This is a genomic window from Enterobacter sp. EC_50 (assembly GCF_019584525.1).
Taxonomy (GTDB): Bacteria; Pseudomonadota; Gammaproteobacteria; order Enterobacterales; family Enterobacteriaceae; genus Enterobacter; species Enterobacter roggenkampii.
Genome location: NZ_VDAF01000005.1, coordinates 172,308 through 190,895, shown reverse-complemented (window position 1 = coordinate 190,895; position 18,588 = coordinate 172,308). Strand labels below are relative to the sequence as shown.

12 protein-coding genes and 1 tRNA gene are annotated in these 18,588 nt (G+C 57.7%); 11 read left to right on the top strand and 2 right to left on the bottom strand.

What is annotated here, in order from left to right; genetic code table 11:
* Window positions 1-191: 191 nt before the first annotated feature.
* The 10 genes from lgt to recD all read left to right on the top strand — a co-directional run bounded on the left by lgt (window position 192) and on the right by recD (window position 15,540).
* Window positions 192-1,067 (top strand): prolipoprotein diacylglyceryl transferase, encoded by an 876-nt coding sequence (lgt, locus tag FHC48_RS06495; protein ID WP_008499664.1) that lies wholly within the window; start codon window positions 192-194, stop codon window positions 1,065-1,067.
* A gap of 6 nt (window positions 1,068-1,073) precedes the next feature.
* Window positions 1,074-1,868 (top strand): thymidylate synthase, encoded by a 795-nt coding sequence (gene thyA, locus FHC48_RS06490; protein ID WP_008499663.1) that lies wholly within the window; start codon window positions 1,074-1,076, stop codon window positions 1,866-1,868.
* A gap of 185 nt (window positions 1,869-2,053) precedes the next feature.
* The gene (locus FHC48_RS06485; protein ID WP_059362121.1) at window positions 2,054-2,518 is read left to right on the top strand and encodes a prepilin peptidase-dependent protein; all 465 of its coding nucleotides are present in this window, start codon (window positions 2,054-2,056) and stop codon (window positions 2,516-2,518) included.
* Complete coding sequence (locus FHC48_RS06480; protein ID WP_021242012.1) at window positions 2,509-3,069, top strand: prepilin peptidase-dependent protein; 561 nt, start codon at window positions 2,509-2,511, stop codon at window positions 3,067-3,069. The genes FHC48_RS06485 and FHC48_RS06480 overlap by 10 nt, the downstream gene beginning before the upstream one ends.
* Window positions 3,066-3,467 (top strand): DUF2509 family protein, encoded by a 402-nt coding sequence (locus FHC48_RS06475; RefSeq protein WP_059362109.1) that lies wholly within the window; start codon window positions 3,066-3,068, stop codon window positions 3,465-3,467. The genes FHC48_RS06480 and FHC48_RS06475 overlap by 4 nt, the downstream gene beginning before the upstream one ends.
* Entirely contained in the window at window positions 3,452-3,775 is a 324-nt protein-coding gene (locus FHC48_RS06470; RefSeq protein WP_059362107.1) for a prepilin-type N-terminal cleavage/methylation domain-containing protein, read from the top strand. Before FHC48_RS06475 ends, FHC48_RS06470 begins: the two co-directional genes overlap by 16 nt.
* A gap of 12 nt (window positions 3,776-3,787) precedes the next feature.
* Window positions 3,788-7,162 (top strand): exodeoxyribonuclease V subunit gamma, encoded by a 3,375-nt coding sequence (gene recC / locus FHC48_RS06465; protein ID WP_059362106.1) that lies wholly within the window; start codon window positions 3,788-3,790, stop codon window positions 7,160-7,162.
* Between the two features lie 139 nt (window positions 7,163-7,301).
* Entirely contained in the window at window positions 7,302-10,184 is a 2,883-nt protein-coding gene (gene ptrA, locus FHC48_RS06460; RefSeq protein ID WP_059362104.1) for a pitrilysin, read from the top strand.
* Window positions 10,181-13,723, top strand: a complete 3,543-nt coding sequence (gene recB, locus FHC48_RS06455) for an exodeoxyribonuclease V subunit beta (protein ID WP_220420516.1) — start codon at window positions 10,181-10,183, stop codon at window positions 13,721-13,723. Before ptrA ends, recB begins: the two co-directional genes overlap by 4 nt.
* Window positions 13,720-15,540 (top strand): exodeoxyribonuclease V subunit alpha, encoded by a 1,821-nt coding sequence (gene recD / locus FHC48_RS06450; RefSeq protein ID WP_059362100.1) that lies wholly within the window; start codon window positions 13,720-13,722, stop codon window positions 15,538-15,540. The genes recB and recD overlap by 4 nt, the downstream gene beginning before the upstream one ends.
* Before the next feature lie 34 nt (window positions 15,541-15,574).
* Here recD and argA read toward each other — a convergent pair whose 3' ends face one another.
* The gene (gene argA / locus FHC48_RS06445; protein WP_008499655.1) at window positions 15,575-16,906 is read right to left on the bottom strand and encodes an amino-acid N-acetyltransferase; all 1,332 of its coding nucleotides are present in this window, start codon (window positions 16,904-16,906) and stop codon (window positions 15,575-15,577) included.
* A 227-nt stretch (window positions 16,907-17,133) separates the two neighbouring features.
* On the opposite strand from argA, the gene amiC reads away from it, so the two are divergent.
* Window positions 17,134-18,387, top strand: a complete 1,254-nt coding sequence (gene amiC, locus FHC48_RS06440; RefSeq protein WP_021242006.1) for an N-acetylmuramoyl-L-alanine amidase AmiC — start codon at window positions 17,134-17,136, stop codon at window positions 18,385-18,387.
* A gap of 87 nt (window positions 18,388-18,474) precedes the next feature.
* On the opposite strand, the gene FHC48_RS06435 is transcribed toward amiC, so the two are convergent.
* Window positions 18,475-18,551, bottom strand: a tRNA-Met gene (locus FHC48_RS06435).
* Window positions 18,552-18,588 lie beyond the last annotated feature (37 nt).

Genomic DNA, 18,588 nt, shown 5'->3' with positions numbered 1-18,588 from the left:
GCCTTTCTCCCTCTCCCTGTGGGAGAGGGCACCAGCGCGCATAAAACCCTATACACATCTTTTACATCTCGGGCGCATCCTCCGCGCCCGCCTTGTGCTATGATTCGCAACTTTGGAGCCTCTGCTTAAGGCAGAATCGCATTTCTACCGCTGTCCACTTTCAGCGGAATAACAACATCTTGTGGTGACAGATGAACAGTGGTTATCTGCATTTTCCGGAATTTGATCCGGTCATTTTCTCAGTAGGACCTGTTTCGCTTCACTGGTACGGTCTGATGTACCTGGTGGGCTTCATTTTTGCCATGTGGCTCGCGGGCCGTCGCGCCAGCCGTCCTGGCAGCGGCTGGACTAAAAACGAAGTTGAAAACCTGCTCTATGCGGGCTTCCTCGGCGTGTTCCTGGGTGGCCGAATTGGATATGTGCTGTTCTATAACTTCCCGGTATTCCTGAATGACCCTCTCTATCTGTTCCGCGTCTGGGACGGCGGCATGTCCTTCCACGGCGGCCTGATTGGGGTGATCCTGGTGATGGTGATTTTTGCCAAACGCACCAAACGCAACTTCTTCCAGGTTTCCGATTTTATCGCACCGCTGATCCCGTTTGGTCTCGGGGCAGGCCGTCTGGGCAACTTCATCAACGGTGAGCTGTGGGGGCGTGTCGACCCGAGCGTTTCCTTTACCATGCTGTTCCCGGGCTCGCGCGCGGAAGACATGGCGCTGCTGCCGTCGCACCCTGAGTGGCAGTCCATTTTCGATACCTACGGCGTGCTGCCGCGCCATATGTCCCAGCTGTACGAGCTGGCGCTGGAAGGCGTGGTGCTGTTTATCATCCTCAACCTGTTTATCCGCAAACCGCGCCCGATGGGGGCTGTCTCCGGCCTGTTCCTGATCGGCTACGGTGCATTCCGTATTATCGTCGAGTTCTTCCGCCAGCCGGACGCACAGTTTACCGGCGAGTGGGTACAGTACATCAGCATGGGGCAGATCCTCTCCATTCCGATGATCGTCGCGGGTGCCATTATGATGATTTGGGCGTATCGTCGTCGTCCACAGCAACAACTTTCCTGAGGAACCATGAAACAGTATCTTGAATTGATGAAAAAAGTGCTCGATGAGGGCACGCCGAAAAATGACCGCACCGGTACCGGTACGCTCTCCATTTTTGGCCACCAGATGCGCTTCAACCTGCAAGAAGGCTTCCCGCTGGTGACGACAAAGCGCTGCCACCTGCGCTCGATCATTCATGAACTGCTCTGGTTCCTGCAAGGCGATACTAACGTTGCGTATCTGCACGAAAATAACGTTTCCATCTGGGACGAATGGGCAGACGAAAACGGCAACCTGGGCCCCGTTTACGGCAAGCAGTGGCGCGCATGGCCAACCCCTGATGGCCGCCATATTGACCAGATCACCACCGTGATGAACCAGCTGAAAAACGATCCGGACTCGCGCCGCATCATCGTTTCCGCCTGGAACGTCGGCGAACTGGATAAAATGGCGCTGGCGCCGTGCCACGCGTTCTTCCAGTTCTATGTCGCTGACGGCAAGCTCTCCTGCCAGCTCTACCAGCGCTCCTGTGACGTGTTCCTCGGCCTGCCGTTTAACATTGCCAGCTATGCGCTGTTAGTTCACATGATGGCGCAGCAGTGCGACCTGGAAGTGGGTGATTTCGTCTGGACCGGTGGGGATACCCATCTCTACAGCAACCATATGGAACAGACGCATCTCCAGCTTACCCGCGAACCGCGTGCGCTGCCGAAGCTGATTATCAAACGCAAACCGGCATCCATCTTCGACTACCGCTTTGAAGATTTCGAGATTGAGGGTTACGACCCCCATCCGGGCATCAAAGCGCCTGTCGCTATCTGATGCGGTAAAGCCTGACACAACCGGTGCTGTTTAGCGCCGGTTTTTTTTTCGCCTTTCTCCCGTTTCCCGAAGCGCTATCCAGAAGGCGTGCAACGCGCTGCAACCCTCCCAATTCTGCGGATGACGCCTCGCAAAACGATAATCCGATGCTCGTCATGTTCACGGCGCTTCGCCACACTCCCGGTATGAAAAAAGAGAACGGTTTTACGCTTATCGAAACGCTGGTCGCCGTTTCGCTTGTCGTCATCCTCAGCGCCTCAGGCCTGTACGGCTGGGACTGCTGGCAACGGCAGCAGCGGCTGTGGCAAACCGCCAGTCAGGTGCGAGATTACCTGCTGTTTCTGCGCAACCATGCCAACCGCCACAACCGCGACCATCAAATTACCCGTCAGCGGGTTGGCGACAGGGACTGTCTGGTGAGCTCTGCCGTGCAGGGCTGTGAGAAGGACAGTCCCTTTGTGCTGCTCCCCCTCTGGCCTGAGGTCGCGATCGGCGAGGTCACGCCGTCGCTGGGGTTCTATGGATTACGGGATACGGCATGGGCAGGGCGGATACGCGTTCAAAGTCGTGCCGGAGACTGGCTGATTATCGTTTCAGACGGAGGGCGCATCAGGATGTGTAAGGTCTCCGAGGGAGGACAATGTCGATGAGACAGGGCGGCTTTTCGCTTACCGAAGTGCTGATTGCTACGGCCATCAGCAGCCTGTTATTGATAAGCGCATCGCGCTTTTTACCCGGATTGCAGCGGGCGGTATTACTGCAATCTGCCCAGCGAGAGCTGGAAGAAGAGGTCTGGCAACGCCTGTTCGCCCTCGGCAAACAGCTTCAGCGTGCAGGGTACTGCGCGGGAAATTGCCAGGGACAGGCGCTGACGATCGGCAGGCAGGGGCGCTGCATCATTGCGCGGTGGGATGCCAACAGTAACGGCTACTGGGATAGCAGCGCGTCAGAAAATGACAGCACCGGTTTTCGTCTGGAATCGGGGGCGCTGGAAACCCTGCGTGGCGCGACGTCGTGTGAAGGAAAAGGGTGGGAAAAGCTCACGGACCCGGACAGGCTTGCGATAGCACACTTTGTGGTGAGGAGAGTCGAACATGCCGGTTTTGCGCCAGAGCTGAATATCGAACTGGCCGCGAGGCGTAAAGATGAAAAAGGGGAACCCTGGCAGGCGTTGTATACGGTCACGGGGTACAACCTGTGAATCGTCAACGCGGCATATCTTCGCTGGCGCTGGTTCTGCTTTTACTGGTGCTTGGTACTTTGATCCTGACGGGCCTCAATCAGCAGCTCACAACGTTCAGTGCGCTCGTCGGCGGTGAGAGCCGCTCGCTTCAGCAGCAGGCGACGGTGCAGTCCGCGCTTGAGTGGGGGCGCGTTCAGCGCTGGGCGTCAACGCCACCAGTCCAGTGCAAAACGACATCGGCATGGCGGGTGTGTTTGCGTCAACTGAGCGAGGCGCGGGTACTGCTGATAGCCGGCGGCAACGACCTGCTGCTCTGGCGCAGGGGAGAGATCGTCGACGGGATAGTGCGCTTTTCGCCTCACGGCTGGAGCGATTTTTGCCCCCTTAAGGAGAGTGCGTCATGTCAGCTACCGTGAGCAGAGAAAAAGGGTTTAGCATGGTTGAGGTCCTGCTGGCGATGCTGCTGCTGGTGGTGGTCGTGTCGGCACTGTCGGGGTATCACCGGGCGCTGGCGGCGCGGTTCACCGTGTTTAATCAGTATCGCCAGCTCTGGCACCATGCCTGGAACCAGTCTCAGCTCTCAACAAATGTTCTCCCGGCAGGCTGGCAGGCCAGTCGGGGGCAGACAACGCTCGCAGGATGTGTCAGCATCACGGTTACACTTATTTCTCCTCTGGGTCGGCGCGGTGAGTTAACGCGTCTGCATTGCCCGGTTAGCCAGTAGTCGGGAGCGTCTATGTTAAGGGTCTACCACTCAAATCGTCTGGATGTGCTGGAAGCACTGATGGAGTTTATCGTTGAGCGCGAGCGGCTTGACGATCCTTTTGAGCCTGAAATGGTGCTGGTGCAGAGCACCGGTATGGCGCAGTGGCTGCAAATGTCGCTTTCCCGCAAATTTGGTATTGCCGCGAATATTGATTTTCCGCTGCCGGCGAGCTTCATCTGGGAGATGTTTGTCCGCGTGTTGCCGGATATCCCGGAGCAGAGCGCCTTCAACAAGCAGGCCATGAGCTGGAAGCTGATGGCGCTGCTGCCGGAAATGCTGCAGCACGATGAATTTGCCATGCTGCGCCACTACCTCAATGACGATACCGACAAGCGCAAGCTGTTCCAGCTGGCGTCGCGCACTGCCGATCTCTACGACCAATACCTTGTTTACCGCTCCGACTGGTTAATTCGTTGGGAAGCGGGCGAGTTGGTTGAAGGCCTGCCGGAGGCGCAAATATGGCAGGCCCCGCTGTGGAAAGCGCTTGTGGAGCATACCGAGAGACTGGGCCAGCCTAAGTGGCACCGTGCCAATCTCTACGATCGGTTTATCTCGATACTTGAAAATGGGTCGGAACGCCCGGCCCGACTGCCGTCACGCGTTTTTATCTGCGGGATATCCGCATTACCCCCTGTCTATCTGAAGGCGCTGAATGCGCTGGGTAAACATATTGATATTCATATTTTGTTTACCAACCCTTGCCGACAGTATTGGGGGGATATTCTCGACGAACGCTGGCTTGCACGGCTGGTAACTCGCCAACGAAAACGCCTTTTTGAAGAACGATCCATCCCGCTGTTTAAAGACGGCTCGACGGCCGGGCAGCTTTTCGATGAAGACGGTATCCAGAACCTGCCCAATCCGCTGCTTGCCTCGTGGGGGAAGCTGGGGCGTGACTACATTCACATGCTTTCAGACATCACTTCCTCAGGTGAAGGTGATGTGGATGCCTTTGTTGAGATCGCCCCGGACTGCCTGCTGCATAATATTCAGTTAGATATTCTGGATCTGGAAAACCGCGCCGTCATGGGCGTGACGGCGAACGAGTTCGAACGCAGCGACAATAAGCGAAAACTGGATCCTGACGATCGCAGCGTCACGATCCACGTTTGCCACAGCCCGCAGCGTGAGGTCGAAGTGCTTCACGACCAGCTGCTGGCGATGCTGCAGGAGGATCCCGATCTGACGCCACGCGATATCGTGGTGATGGTGGCGGATATCGACACCTACAGTCCCTTTATTCAGGCCGTCTTTGGCAGCGCGACGGGGGAACGGTACCTGCCTTACGCGATTTCTGACCGTCGTGCCCGCCAGTCGCATCCGGTATTGCAGGCGTTTATCACTCTGCTGTCACTGCCGGATAGCCGGTTTATCTCCGAAGATGTCCTGGCGTTGCTGGATGTTCCCGTGCTGGCCGCACGCTTCAACATTAATGAAGAGGGTCTGCGCTACCTTCGTCAGTGGGTGAATGAGTCTGGCGTGCGCTGGGGGATCGATGACGATAACGTTCAGGAGTTCGAGCTTCCCGCAACCGGACAGCACACCTGGCGATTTGGCCTGACGCGTATGCTGTTGGGCTACGCCATGGAAAGTAGCCAGGGCGAGTGGAATGAGGTGCTGCCTTATGATGAGTCCAGCGGGTTAATTGCTGAACTGGTGGGGCATTTAGCATCGCTATTAATGCAGCTTAATCGCTGGCGATATGCGCTGTTGCAGCCGCGTCCACTTGAAGAATGGCTCCCGGTCTGCAGGGCGTTACTCAATGATTTCTTCCTGCCGGACAATGACACCGAAGCGGCGATGGCGCTCATTGAAACCCAGTGGCAGGCTATCATCGACGAAGGCGTGAATTCCCACTATCACGAGGCCATCCCGCTGTCGCTGTTGCGTGATGAGCTGACGCAGCGGCTTGACCAGGAGCGAATCAGCCAGCGTTTCCTGGCGGGTCCTGTCAATATCTGCACCCTGATGCCCATGCGTTCTATCCCGTTCAGGGTGGTCTGCCTGCTTGGCATGAACGACGGTGTGTATCCGCGCGCGCTGCCGCCGCTGGGGTTCGACTTAATGAGCGCAAACCCAAAACGGGGCGATCGTAGCCGCCGCGATGATGACCGCTACCTCTTCCTTGAAGCGCTCATTTCCGCGCAGAGCAAGCTCTATATCAGCTATATCGGCCGTTCTATTCAGGACAACAGCGAGCGTTTCCCCTCCGTACTGGTGCAGGAGCTGGTGGACTATATCGGCCAGAGCCACTACCTGCCGGGAGATGAAGAGCGCAACTGTGATGAAAGCGAGCAGAGGGTGAAAGCCCATATCACCTGTTTCCACAGCCGCATGCCGTTTGACCCGGTGAACTATATTGCCGGCGAGCGCCAGAGCTATGCCCATGAGTGGTTACCGGCGGCGAAAAAAGAGGGGAATGCGCATACTGATTTCATTCAGAAACTTGACCCGCGCCCCATCGACACCCTGACCTTCGAGCAGCTTCAGCGGTTTTGGGCACATCCGGTGCGCGCCTTCTTCCAGCAGCGACTGCAGGTCAACTTCCGCTCTGAAGAGAGTGAAATTCCTGATGCAGAACCGTTTACGCTGGAAGGTCTGGAGCGCTACCAGTTAAACCTGCAGCTGCTGAATGCGCTGGTTGAAGAGGAAGATGCGGACAAACTTTACCGTCGCTACCGTGCTGCGGGTCAGCTGCCCTACGGAGCGTTTGGGGAGATCGTCTGGGAGGCGCAGTGCCAGGAGATGACCGCTCTGGCAGAGCGCGTAAGAGCGTGCCGACAGCCGGGGAAAAGTATTGAAATTGATCTCAACTGCAACGGGGTACAGCTCACGGGCTGGTTAACCCAGGTACAGCCGGATGGGCTGCTGCGCTGGCGGCCCTCAATGCTAAGCGTTTCGCAAGGATTGCAACTCTGGCTGGAACATCTTGTCTACAGTGCGGGTGGGCATAAAGGCGAAAGCCGCATTTTCGTGCGCAAAGAGGGCGAATGGCGCTTCCCGCCGATGGAAGCCGAGCAGGCGTTAGGTTATCTGTCTTTGTACATTGAAGGCTACCGTCAGGGAATGAACAAACCGCTCCTGTTACTACCGGAAAGTGGCGGCGCCTGGATAAAAGCCTGTTATGACGCGCAGAATGATGCGATGTTAACGGATGAGGCTTCGCTCCAGAAAGCGCGCAGTAAGTTTATGCAGGCCTATGAAGGAAACATGATGGTGCGGGGTGAAGGTGAGGATGTCTGGTATCAGCGTTTGTGGCGAGCGCTTGAGCCAGAATACTTTGAGGCGATCACGGAAGAGGCGCAGCGCTACCTGTTGCCGTTGTTTAGATTTAATCAGTCCTGAGTGCTGTATAAAAATTGCGCAGATAAAGGTGTTCATTTATGATGCACTTCTTATCACGGACTGATGTACCCAAAGAAAGAGATGTTGGCGTGTCCAGCACGCAGTTTGTTAATGATGTAGCCGTGATAAAGAGGTCGTAATGCCAGGCAGCACCTTGTTTAAAGCGTTTGTTTTGTTTATTGCCCTTTGGGCGCCCGTCACTCACGCAGACTCCGGTTGGCAACCCGTTCAGGAAACTATCCGTAAGAGCGAAAAAGATACCCGTCAATATCAGGCTATTCGCCTTGATAACGGGATGACCGTGCTGCTGGTTTCCGACCCGCAGGCGGTGAAATCCCTGTCGGCATTAGTGGTGCCGGTTGGGTCGCTGGAAGATCCTGACGCTCATCCAGGGCTTGCACACTATCTGGAACATATGACGCTGATGGGGTCAAAAAAATACCCGCAGCCAGATAGCCTGTCCGAATTTCTGAAGATGCATGGCGGCAGCCACAATGCCAGTACGGCACCGTACCGCACGGCCTTTTATCTCGAAGTCGAAAATGATGCGCTGGAAGGGGCGGTCGATCGCCTCGCTGATTCCATCGCCGCGCCGTTGCTGGATAAAAAATACGCCGAGCGTGAACGCAATGCGGTGAATGCCGAGCTGACCATGGCCCGCACCCGAGACGGTATGCGCATGGCGCAGGTCAGCGCCGAAACCATCAACCCGGCGCACCCGGGCTCGCGTTTCTCCGGTGGTAACCTGGAAACCTTGAGCGACAAACCGAACAGCCCGGTGCTGGATGCCCTGCACGCGTTTCGCGATAAATACTACTCCGCCAACCTGATGAAAGCGGTCATCTACAGCAATAAACCGTTGCCGGAGCTGGCAGCCATGGCGGCCAAAACCTTTGGCCGGGTGCCGAATAAAAATATCGACCTGCCGCAAATAACCGTTCCGGTGGTCACGGACGCGCAAAAAGGCATCGTGATCCACTACGTTCCTGCCATGCCGCGCAAAGTGCTGCGCGTGGAATTCCGCATTGATAACAACACGGCACAGTTTCGCAGTAAAACCGATGAGCTGGTCACCTATCTGATTGGTAACCGTAGCCCGGGTACGCTGTTTGACTGGCTGCAAAAGCAGGGGCTGGCGGAAGGCATTCGCGCCGACTCCGATCCGGTTGTGAACGGCAATAGCGGCGTGCTGGCGATCTCCGCGACCCTGACTGACAAAGGACAGGCCAACCGTGATGAAGTCGTAGCGGCTATCTTTAGCTACCTCTCCTTACTGCGTGAGAAAGGCGTCGATAAGCGCTATTTTGATGAACTCGCGCACGTGCTGGATCTCGATTTCCGCTACCCGTCCATCACCCGCGACATGGATTATGTGGAGTGGCTGGCGGACACCATGATCCGCGTGCCGGTGGAACATACACTCGACGCGGTGAATATTGCCGACCGGTATGATGCCGGGGCGTTAAAAGACCGCCTGGCGATGATGACGCCGGAGAATGCCCGCATCTGGTACATCAGCCCGAACGAACCGCATAACAAGACGGCGTACTTTGTCGATGCCCCTTATCAGGTGGATAAAATCAGCGCCCAGACCTTCGCCGACTGGCAGAAGAAGGCCGGTGAGATTGCGTTGAAGCTGCCGGAGCTGAACCCCTATATTCCGGATGACTTCTCGCTGATCAAAACGACGAAAGATTACCCGCATCCGGAACTCATCATTGATGAGCCCACGCTGCGCGTCGTGTACACCCCAAGCCGCTATTTTGCCAGCGAGCCAAAGGCCGATGTCAGCGTGGTGCTGCGTAACCCGAAAGCCATGAACAGCGCCAAAAATCAGGTGATGTTCGCGCTCAATGACTATCTCGCCGGTATCGCGCTCGATCAGCTCAGCAACCAGGCCGCCGTGGGCGGGATCAGCTTCTCCACCAACGCCAATAACGGTTTGATGCTTAATGCAAACGGCTACACCCAGCGCTTGCCTCAGCTGTTCCAGGCCCTGCTGGAGGGCTACTTCAGCTACACGCCGACGGAAGAGCAGCTTGAGCAGGCTAAATCCTGGTATGCGCAGATGATGGATTCTGCCGAGAAGGGCAAGGCTTACGATCTGGCGCTTATGCCAGCGCAAATGCTGTCTCAGGTTCCTTATTTCCAGCGTGAGGATCGCCGCGCGCTGCTGCCTTCCATCTCCTTAAAAGACGTGCTCGCGTACCGCGACGCGCTGAAAACCAACACGCGTCCGGAGTTCCTGATCGTTGGCAACATGAGTGAGGAGCAGGCCAAAACCCTGGCGCAGAATGTTCGCACTCAGCTCGGCTCTAAAGGCGACGAGTGGTGCCGCAACCAGGACGTGCTGGTTGAGAAAAAGCAGAATGTGATCTTTGAAAAAGCGGGTAACAGCACGGATTCCGCGCTGGCCGCGGTCTTTGTGCCAACGGGCTACGATGAATTCGCCAGTTCAGCGCAGAGCGCCGTGCTGGGACAGATTATTCAGCCGTGGTTCTATAACCAGTTACGCACAGAGGAGCAGCTTGGCTACGCGGTGTTTGCCTTCTCCATGAACGTCGGTCGTCAGTGGGGGCTGGGTTTCCTGCTGCAAAGCAGCGATAAACAACCGGCGTATCTCTGGCAGCGTTACCAGGCTTTCTTCCCGCAGGTGGAAGCAAAACTGCGTGCCATGAAGCCGGAAGAGTTTGCCCAGATCCAGCAGGCCGTCATCGCGCAGGTGATGCAGCCGCCGCAGACGCTGGGTGAAGAAGCCTCGCAGCTGAGCAAAGATTTCGATCGCGGTAATCTGAAATTTGATTCGCGTGATAAAGTAGTGGCCGAGATAAAACAGCTGACGCCGCAGAAGGTTGCCGACTTCTTCCATCAGGCGGTCATTAAGCCGCAGGGAATCACCATCCTGTCTCAGGTTTCCGGTAGCCAGAACGGGAAAACGGAGTACGTAAACCCGAAAGGCTGGAAAGTCTGGAAGAACGTCAGCGCGCTGCAGCAATCTATGCCCTGGAGTAAGAAAGAATGACCGATACCGCTGAGTCCCTTGATCCCTTACGTTTACCTCTGCAGGGTGAACGATTGATTGAAGCCTCAGCGGGAACGGGAAAAACCTTCACCATTGCCGCCCTCTATCTGCGCCTGCTGTTAGGCCTTGGCGGCAACGCCGCTTTTCCACGCCCTTTGAGCGTGGAAGAGCTGCTGGTGGTCACCTTCACCGAGGCCGCTACCGCGGAGCTGCGGGGCCGTATTCGTACCAATATCCACGAGCTGCGCATCGCCTGTCTGCGTCAGAGCACGGATAACCCCCTCTACGCCAGCCTTCTGGAAGAGATTGCCGATAAGCAGCAGGCAGCCCAGTGGCTGCTGCTCGCTGGACGGCAGATGGACGAAGCGTCCGTCTTTACCATTCACGGTTTTTGCCAGCGCATGCTGAGCCTGAATGCCTTCGAGTCCGGTATGCTGTTCGAACAGCAGCTCATTGAAGATGAGTCCGTGCTTCGCTATCAGGCCTGCGCGGATTTCTGGCGTCGCCACTGCTACCCCTTACAGCGCGATATTGCCGAAGCGGTACACGCGCTCTGGAAAGGCCCGGAGGCGCTGCTGCGCGCGATCGATCGTTATCTGCAGGGGGAAGCGCCGGTCATCAAATCCCCGCCGCCGGCAGATGAAACCCTGGCCTCGCGGCATGAAAAAATCATCGCGAAAATTGCGGACATCAAGCAAAAATGGATGGAGTCAGTCGGCGAGATTGACGCCATCATCGAAAATTCCGGGATTGACCGTCGCAAGTTCAACCGTGGCAATCAGGCTAAATGGATCGATAAGATCAGCGCCTGGGCGCAGGAAGAGACGCGGGGCTATCAGCTCCCGGACGCGCTGGAGAAATTCTCCCAACGTTTCCTGACTGAGCGGACCAAAGCCGACGGCATTGTGCCTGAGCATCCCCTGTTTGTGGCGATTGAAACCCTGCTGGCGGAGCCCCTCACGCTCAACGATCTGATGATCGCTCGCGCCATGACCGAAATTCGTGAAGCCGTGGCGCGCGAGAAACGCCGCCGGGGTGAACTGGGTTTCGACGATATGCTGAGCCGCCTGGATGCGGCGCTGTGCAGTGAAAATGGTGAAGCGCTTGCCGCCGCGATTCGCACCCGCTTCCCGGTGGCGATGATAGACGAATTCCAGGACACCGACCCTCAGCAGTACCGCATTTTCCGCCGTATCTGGCGCCAGCAGCCCGACACCGCGCTGCTGTTAATCGGCGATCCGAAACAGGCCATCTACGCCTTCCGCGGTGCGGATATTTTTACCTACATGAAGGCACGCAGCGAGGTTGCCGCGCACTACACGCTCGATACCAACTGGCGCTCCTCCCCCGGCATGGTGGAAAGCGTCAACGCGCTGTTTAGCCGCATGGATACGGCGTTTATGTTCCGTGAGATCCCGTTTCAGCCGGTAAAATTTGCCCCGAAAAATGCCTCGTTGCGCTTCGAGTTTAACGGCGTGACGCAGCCTGCCATGAACTTCTGGCTGCTGGATGGGGAAGGCTGCGGCGTTGCCGACTATCAAAATGCCATGGCCCAGCACTGTGCTGCGCAAATCCGTGACTGGCTCAGTGCGGGAGCGCGGGGCGAGGCGCTGCTGTGGAAGGGGGATAACCCCACCCCGGTAAAGGCATCGGATATTACGGTGCTGGTGCGCAGCCGTCAGGAGGCCGCATTCATCCGCGACGCCCTGACGTTACTGAATATCCCCTCCGTCTACCTCTCGAACCGTGACAGCGTCTTTGAAACGCTGGAGGCGCAGGAGATGTTATGGCTGCTGCAGGCCGTGCTGGCCCCGGAGCGGGAAAGCACGCTGCGCAGCGCATTAGCCAGCGCGATGCTCGGACTGAACGCGCGCGATATTGATACCCTCAACAATGACGAAGCCGCGTGGGATGCCGTGGTGGAGGAATTTGTCCACTACCGGGAAAGATGGCAGAAGCGCGGGGTGATGGCGATGGTGCGCGAGCTCATGGCTCAGCGCCACATTGCCGAGAATATGCTGGCTACCGCAGGTGGCGAGCGGCGTTTGACCGATATTTTACACATCAGCGAACTCTTGCAGGAGGCGGGTACGCAGCTGGAGAGCGAGCATGCCCTGGTGCGCTGGCTGGCGCAGCAGATTGCCGATCCGAACAGCAATTCCTCCAGCCAGCAGATGCGCCTCGAGAGTGATAAACATCTGGTGCAGATCGTCACCATCCACAAGTCGAAAGGCCTGGAATATCCGCTGGTCTGGCTGCCGTTTATCGCCAATTACCGCGTGCAGGATCAGGCTTTTTACCACGATCGCGAGTCGTTCGAGGCGGTGCTCGATCTCAGCAACGCGGAGTCCAGCGTTGAGCTGGCAGAGGCCGAACGTCTGGCGGAAGATTTGCGCCTGCTCTACGTGGCGCTGACCCGCTCGGTCTGGCACTGCAGCCTGGGCGTTGCGCCGCTGTTCCGTCGCCGTGGCGAAAAGAGCGGAGAGAGCGATTTTCATCTGAGCGCGCTGGGGCGGCTTATTCAGCAGGGTGAACCCAAAGACGCGGCGGGCCTGCGCCAGTGCATCGAATCGCTTTGTACTGAGCATGTTGCCCTGCATATTCCATCGCTGCCCGACAACAGCCGCTGGCACATGCCGGAGCCGCACGAGTCAGATCTCCATGCCCGTCGGGTGGTACGTACGATTGCCGACGACTGGCGCGTTACCAGCTACTCCGGCTTACAGCAGCACGGGCAGAGTATTGCGCAGGATCTGATGCCAAAACTGGACGTGGATGCCGCAGGCGCCGGTAGCGTACCCGCTGAGCCGGTGCTGACGCCGCACCAGTTCCCGCGCGGCGCCTCGCCGGGCACGTTTTTACACAGCCTGTTTGAAGAGCTGGATTTTACCCAGCCGGTTTCCGAAGAGTGGGTGCTGAAGATGCTACAGAGCGGTGGTTACGACGCGCAATGGCAGCCGGTTCTTACTGAATGGATCCGCGCGGTTTTGCACGCCCCGCTCACCGCACAGGGGATCTCGCTTAGCCAGTTGACCGCCAAAGATAAGCAGGTGGAGATGGAGTTTTATCTTCCCATCGCCTGCCCGCTCAGGGCCGAGGCGCTTGATGCGCTGATCCGCGAGTACGATCCGCTGTCCGCCGGGTGCCCGCCGCTGAACTTCCGCCAGGTGCAGGGAATGCTAAAAGGCTTTATCGACCTGGTTTTCCGCCACGACGGGCGCTACTACCTGCTGGATTACAAATCGAACTGGCTGGGCGAAGACAGCACAGCCTATACCCAACAGGCGATGGCGTCGGCTATGCAACTGCATCGCTACGATCTGCAGTACCAGCTTTATACCCTGGCGCTGCACCGTTACCTGCGCCATCGTATTGCCGATTACCGTTACGACGCGCATTTTGGCGGCGTGATTTACCTGTTCCTGCGCGGCGTGGATGCCAACGACCCGCGTTCCGGCGTCTTTAGCACGCGTCCGGCTGTGGAACTGATTGAAAAAATGGATAACCTGTTTGCCGCTGGCACGGAGGAGATGGCATGACGATGCAGGCGCTACTGCTGGACGCGGTTGAACAACGATTACTGCGCCACCTGGACGTGCAGTTTGCCATGATGGTGGCAGGCGAGGAGCCTGCCGTCATGCTTGCCGCCGCGATTCTGAGCAAAGACGCGGGGGAGGGGCACGTATGCCTGCCGCTGTCGCGTCTGGCGGTGGATGAGAAAATGCCTCCGGCTTTACAGGCGTGTTTCGCGCTGCTGGGTGACGCCGTGGACTGGCAGGCGATACTACGCGGTTCGCCTGCCGTGAGCGGGGCCGATACCGGGACGCCAATGATTCTGGTCGGCGAGCGTTTGTATCTTAACCGGCTGTGGCGTAACGAACTGACGGTGGCGCGCTTCTTCAGCGAGACCAACGCCCCGCTTCCCTGCGATGAAACGCAGCTCCGGCAAACGCTGGATGCGCTGTTTTCCTCTGACGAGGCGACAGACTGGCAGAAAGTGGCGGCAGCCGTGGCCTTAACGCGTCGGATCTCGGTGATTTCAGGCGGACCGGGCACCGGGAAAACGACCACCGTGGCAAAACTGCTTGCCGCGCTGATTCAGCTCTCGGGTGAGCAAAAGTGCCGTATTCGCCTGGCGGCCCCCACCGGTAAAGCGGCGGCGCGTCTGACGGAATCGTTAGGCGGCGCGCTGCAAAAGCTGCCGCTAACCGGGGATCAGCTTGCGCTTTTCCCTAATGAAGCCAGCACGCTGCACCGTTTGCTTGGCGCACAGCCAGGTAGCCAGCGTCTGCGCTACCACGCCGGTAACCCGCTGCACCTGGATGTGCTGGTGGTGGATGAAGCGTCGATGATTGACCTGACGATGATGTCGCGTTTGATTGATGCCCTACCGCCGCACGCGCGCGTTATTTTCCTGGGCGATCGCGACCAGCTTGCCTCCGTGGAGGCGGGGGCTGTGCTGGGCGATATCTGCACCTATGCCAGCCTGGGATATACCGCAGAACGCGCTCAGGAGTTAGCCCGTCTCACCGGATGCTCGCTCACCTCTGAAAACCATTCGCTTGCAGGGGCGCTGCGCGACAGCCTGTGTCTGCTGCAGAAAAGCTACCGCTTCGGCAGCGATTCCGGTATCGGCCAGCTTGCGGCGGCCGTGAACCGGGGCGACCGGCGCACAACCACTGCGGTGTTTGACGGCACCTTTACGGATATTGAGAAAAAATCGCTGCAGACCGGGGAAGAGTATCAGGCGATGCTGGATGATGCCCAGCAGGGGTATCAGCACTTTCTGACGGGCGTACAACAGCAGCGTTCGCCGGAGCAGGTCATTGCCGCGTTTGGTGAATATCAGCTGCTCTGTGCGCTGAGGGAAGGTCCCTTTGGTGTCCGGGGCCTGAACGACAGGCTGGAACAGCTGCTGGTGCAAAAGCGTAAAATAAACCGCACCCCGCACTCGCGCTGGTATGAAGGGCGGCCGGTGATGATTTCACGCAACGACAGCGCGCTGGGGTTGTTTAACGGGGATATCGGGATTGCGCTCGACTGCGGCCAGGGGCTGCGCGTCTGGTTTCAGATGCCGGACGGGAGCGTGAAGTCTTTCCAGCCCAGCCGTTTGCCCGAGCATGAAACCGCCTGGGCGATGACGGTGCATAAATCCCAGGGCTCCGAGTTTAACCACGCGGCGCTGATCCTGCCCACGCAGCTTTCCCCCGTCATTACCCGCGAGCTGATCTATACCGCCATTACGCGCGCGCGTCAGCGCCTGTCGCTGTATACCGATGAACGCGTGCTGGTGCAGGCGATTGCCACCCGAACGGAACGCCGAAGCGGGCTGGGCGCGATATTTGAGTCCCTCTGAATGAAAGCCCTCGCCGCACGGTGAGGGCGTCGTATCATCCCAGGTCCGCCATCAGCACTTTTGAACGGCGCTGATAGTTGTACATCTCTTTCTTCGTTTCCGGCAGAGAATCGATATCCACCGGCGTGAACCCGCGCTCCTGGAACCAGTGAATGCTGCGCGTCGTCAGGACGAACAGCTTGCTCAGCCCCATCTGGCGCGCCTGTGCCGCCACGCGCTCAAGCAGCATTTCACCGCGTGAAGAGCTGCGGTAATCAGGATGCACCGCCACGCAGGCCATTTCGCCGATCTTCTCTTCCGGGAACGGATAGAGCGCGGCGCAGGCAATCGTCAGGTTATCGCGCTGAATAATGGTGAATTTGTCTATCTCCATCTCCAGCTGCTCGCGTGAACGACGCACCAGAATACCCTGCTGTTCCAGCGGGCGGATCAGCTCCAGAATACCGCCGATGTCGTTGATGGTGGCGCGGCGTATCTGCTCCGCGCTCTCCATGACAATCTGCGTACCAATACCGTCGCGGGAGAACAGCTCCTGCAGCAGGGCGCCGTCTTCCTGATAGCTGATCAGGTGGCTACGACGCACGCCGCTGCGGCAGGCCTTCACGGCGCCACGCAGGAAGCGGACCGTGCCGGAGTGATAATCGCCTTCGGCTTCCAGCGCCTCCACGCGGGCCTGGGCTTCATTCGGGAAGAGTTCCGGCACGATCGTTCCTTCATCATTCACGACGCCCTGCGAGGAGCAGAACCCAATCATTTTTTCCGCCTTCAGCTTGATCGCCAGCTGCGTGGCGATCTCTTCTGAAGTGAGGTTGAAGCTTTCGCCGGTCACCGAAACGGCGACCGGGCCCATCAGCACGATGGCGCCGCTGTCCAGCTGGCGGTGAATGGCTTCTTCATCAATACGACGAATGCGGCCGCTGTGGCAGTAATCCACGCCATCGTCCACGCCGAGCGGCTGGGCAATGATGAAGTTGCCGCTCACGACGTTGATATGCGCGCCCTGCAGCGGCGTGTTGTTCAGGCTCATGGACAGGCGAGCGGTGATATCCAGCTGCAGCAGACCTGCCGCCTGCTTCACCAGCTCAAGGGTTTTGGCATCCGTGACGCGGGTATGCTTGTGGTAAATCGGCTCGTGGTGGTGAGCGGCCAGGTTAGCGTCGATCTGCGGGCGCGCGCCATAGACCACCACCAGGCGGATCCCCAGGCTGTGCAGCAGGCCAATGTCATTGACGATGCTGGAAAAATTTTCATGCTCAATGGCTTCGCCGCCAAGCATGATGACAAACGTTTTTCCCCGATGGGCGTTGATATAGGGAACAGAATGGCGGAATCCCTGGACCAGTTCGGTTCTACGTTCCTTCACCATGACACAACCCTTAATGAATGTTTATTCGTAATTTCTGTATTTTTATTCGATTGTGGCCGCATGTGCAAGCGCAAATTTTCCGCGACCCACAGAAAATGATAAGTAATCCGTGCGTTAGCGTATGATTGTTTACCCTTTTATAGATGACAGTTTATGCGTCATTCGTTAAAGTTTTCGGTCAATCTGGACATTTTGTATATCAGTCAGTGTTCTTGCTCGGGAGAAGCATGTCGGGATCCAATTCAGCAATAAGCCGCCGCCGTTTGTTAAAAGGGGCCGGGGCAATGTGGTTGCTTAGCGTCAGTCAGGTCGGTCTTGCCGCCACCAGTCAGGTCGTGGCGGTGCGCGTCTGGCCATCGTCGACCTATACGCGCGTGACGGTCGAATCCAATCGCGTGCTGAAATATAAGCAATTTGCCCTCAGCAACCCGGAACGTGTGGTGGTGGATCTCGAAGGCGTTAACCTCAACTCCGTGCTGAAAGGGATGGCGGCGCAGATCCGCGGCGACGATCCGTTTATTAAATCGGCGCGCGTCGGGCAGTTCGATCCGCAAACCGTGCGCATGGTGTTTGAACTGAAGCAGAACGTGAAGCCGCAGCTGTTTGCCCTGGCGCCTGTCGCGACGTTCAAAGAGCGCCTGGTGATGGATCTCTACCCGGCCAATGCGACGGATATTCAGGATCCGCTTCTTGCCCTGCTGGAAGATTACAACAAAGGCGATCTGCAGCGTCAGGTTCCTCCGGCGCAAAGCGGTCCGCAGCCGGGGAAAGCAGGGCGCGATCGTCCGATTGTGATCATGCTCGATCCAGGCCACGGCGGCGAAGACTCCGGTGCGGTGGGGAAATACCGCACGCGTGAAAAAGACGTGGTTCTGCAAATTGCCCGTCGTCTGAAGGCGCTGATTGATAAAGAAGGCAACATGCGCGCCTATATGACGCGTAATGAAGACGTCTTTATTCCGCTGAAGGTCAGGGTGGCGAAAGCACAGAAGCAGCGCGCAGATTTGTTCGTCTCGATCCATGCGGATGCGTTTACCAGCCGTCAGCCAAGCGGCTCGTCGGTGTTTGCGCTCTCAACCAAAGGCGCGACCAGTACCGCAGCAAGATATCTTGCGGATACCCAGAACGCCTCGGACCTGATCGGTGGCGTGAGCAAAAGCGGCGATCGCTACGTTGACCACACCATGTTCGACATGGTGCAGTCGCTGACCATTAACGACAGCCTGAAGTTTGGTAAAGCGGTGCTGGGCAAGCTGGGCAACATCAATAAGCTGCACAAGAACAGCGTTGAACAGGCCGGGTTTGCGGTACTCAAGGCGCCGGATATCCCGTCCATCCTGGTTGAAACCGCGTTTATCAGTAACGTGGAAGAGGAGCGTAAGCTCAAGACGGCAAAATTCCAGCAGGAAGTGGCGGAGTCGATTCTGGCAGGGATTCGTGCGTATTTCTCTGACGGGGCGACGCTGGCGCGGCGCGGGTAGATCTTTTGGCCGGGTTTACGCCCGGCAAATTCACAAATGACAGATACAAAAAAACACCCTTAAGGGTGTTTATTGTTTTAGAAGTGTTGGTTGCGGGGGCCGGATTTGAACCGACGACCTTCGGGTTATGAGCCCGACGAGCTACCAGGCTGCTCCACCCCGCGTCCGTGGATGCGCACTATACTCGGATAGACTTGTGAT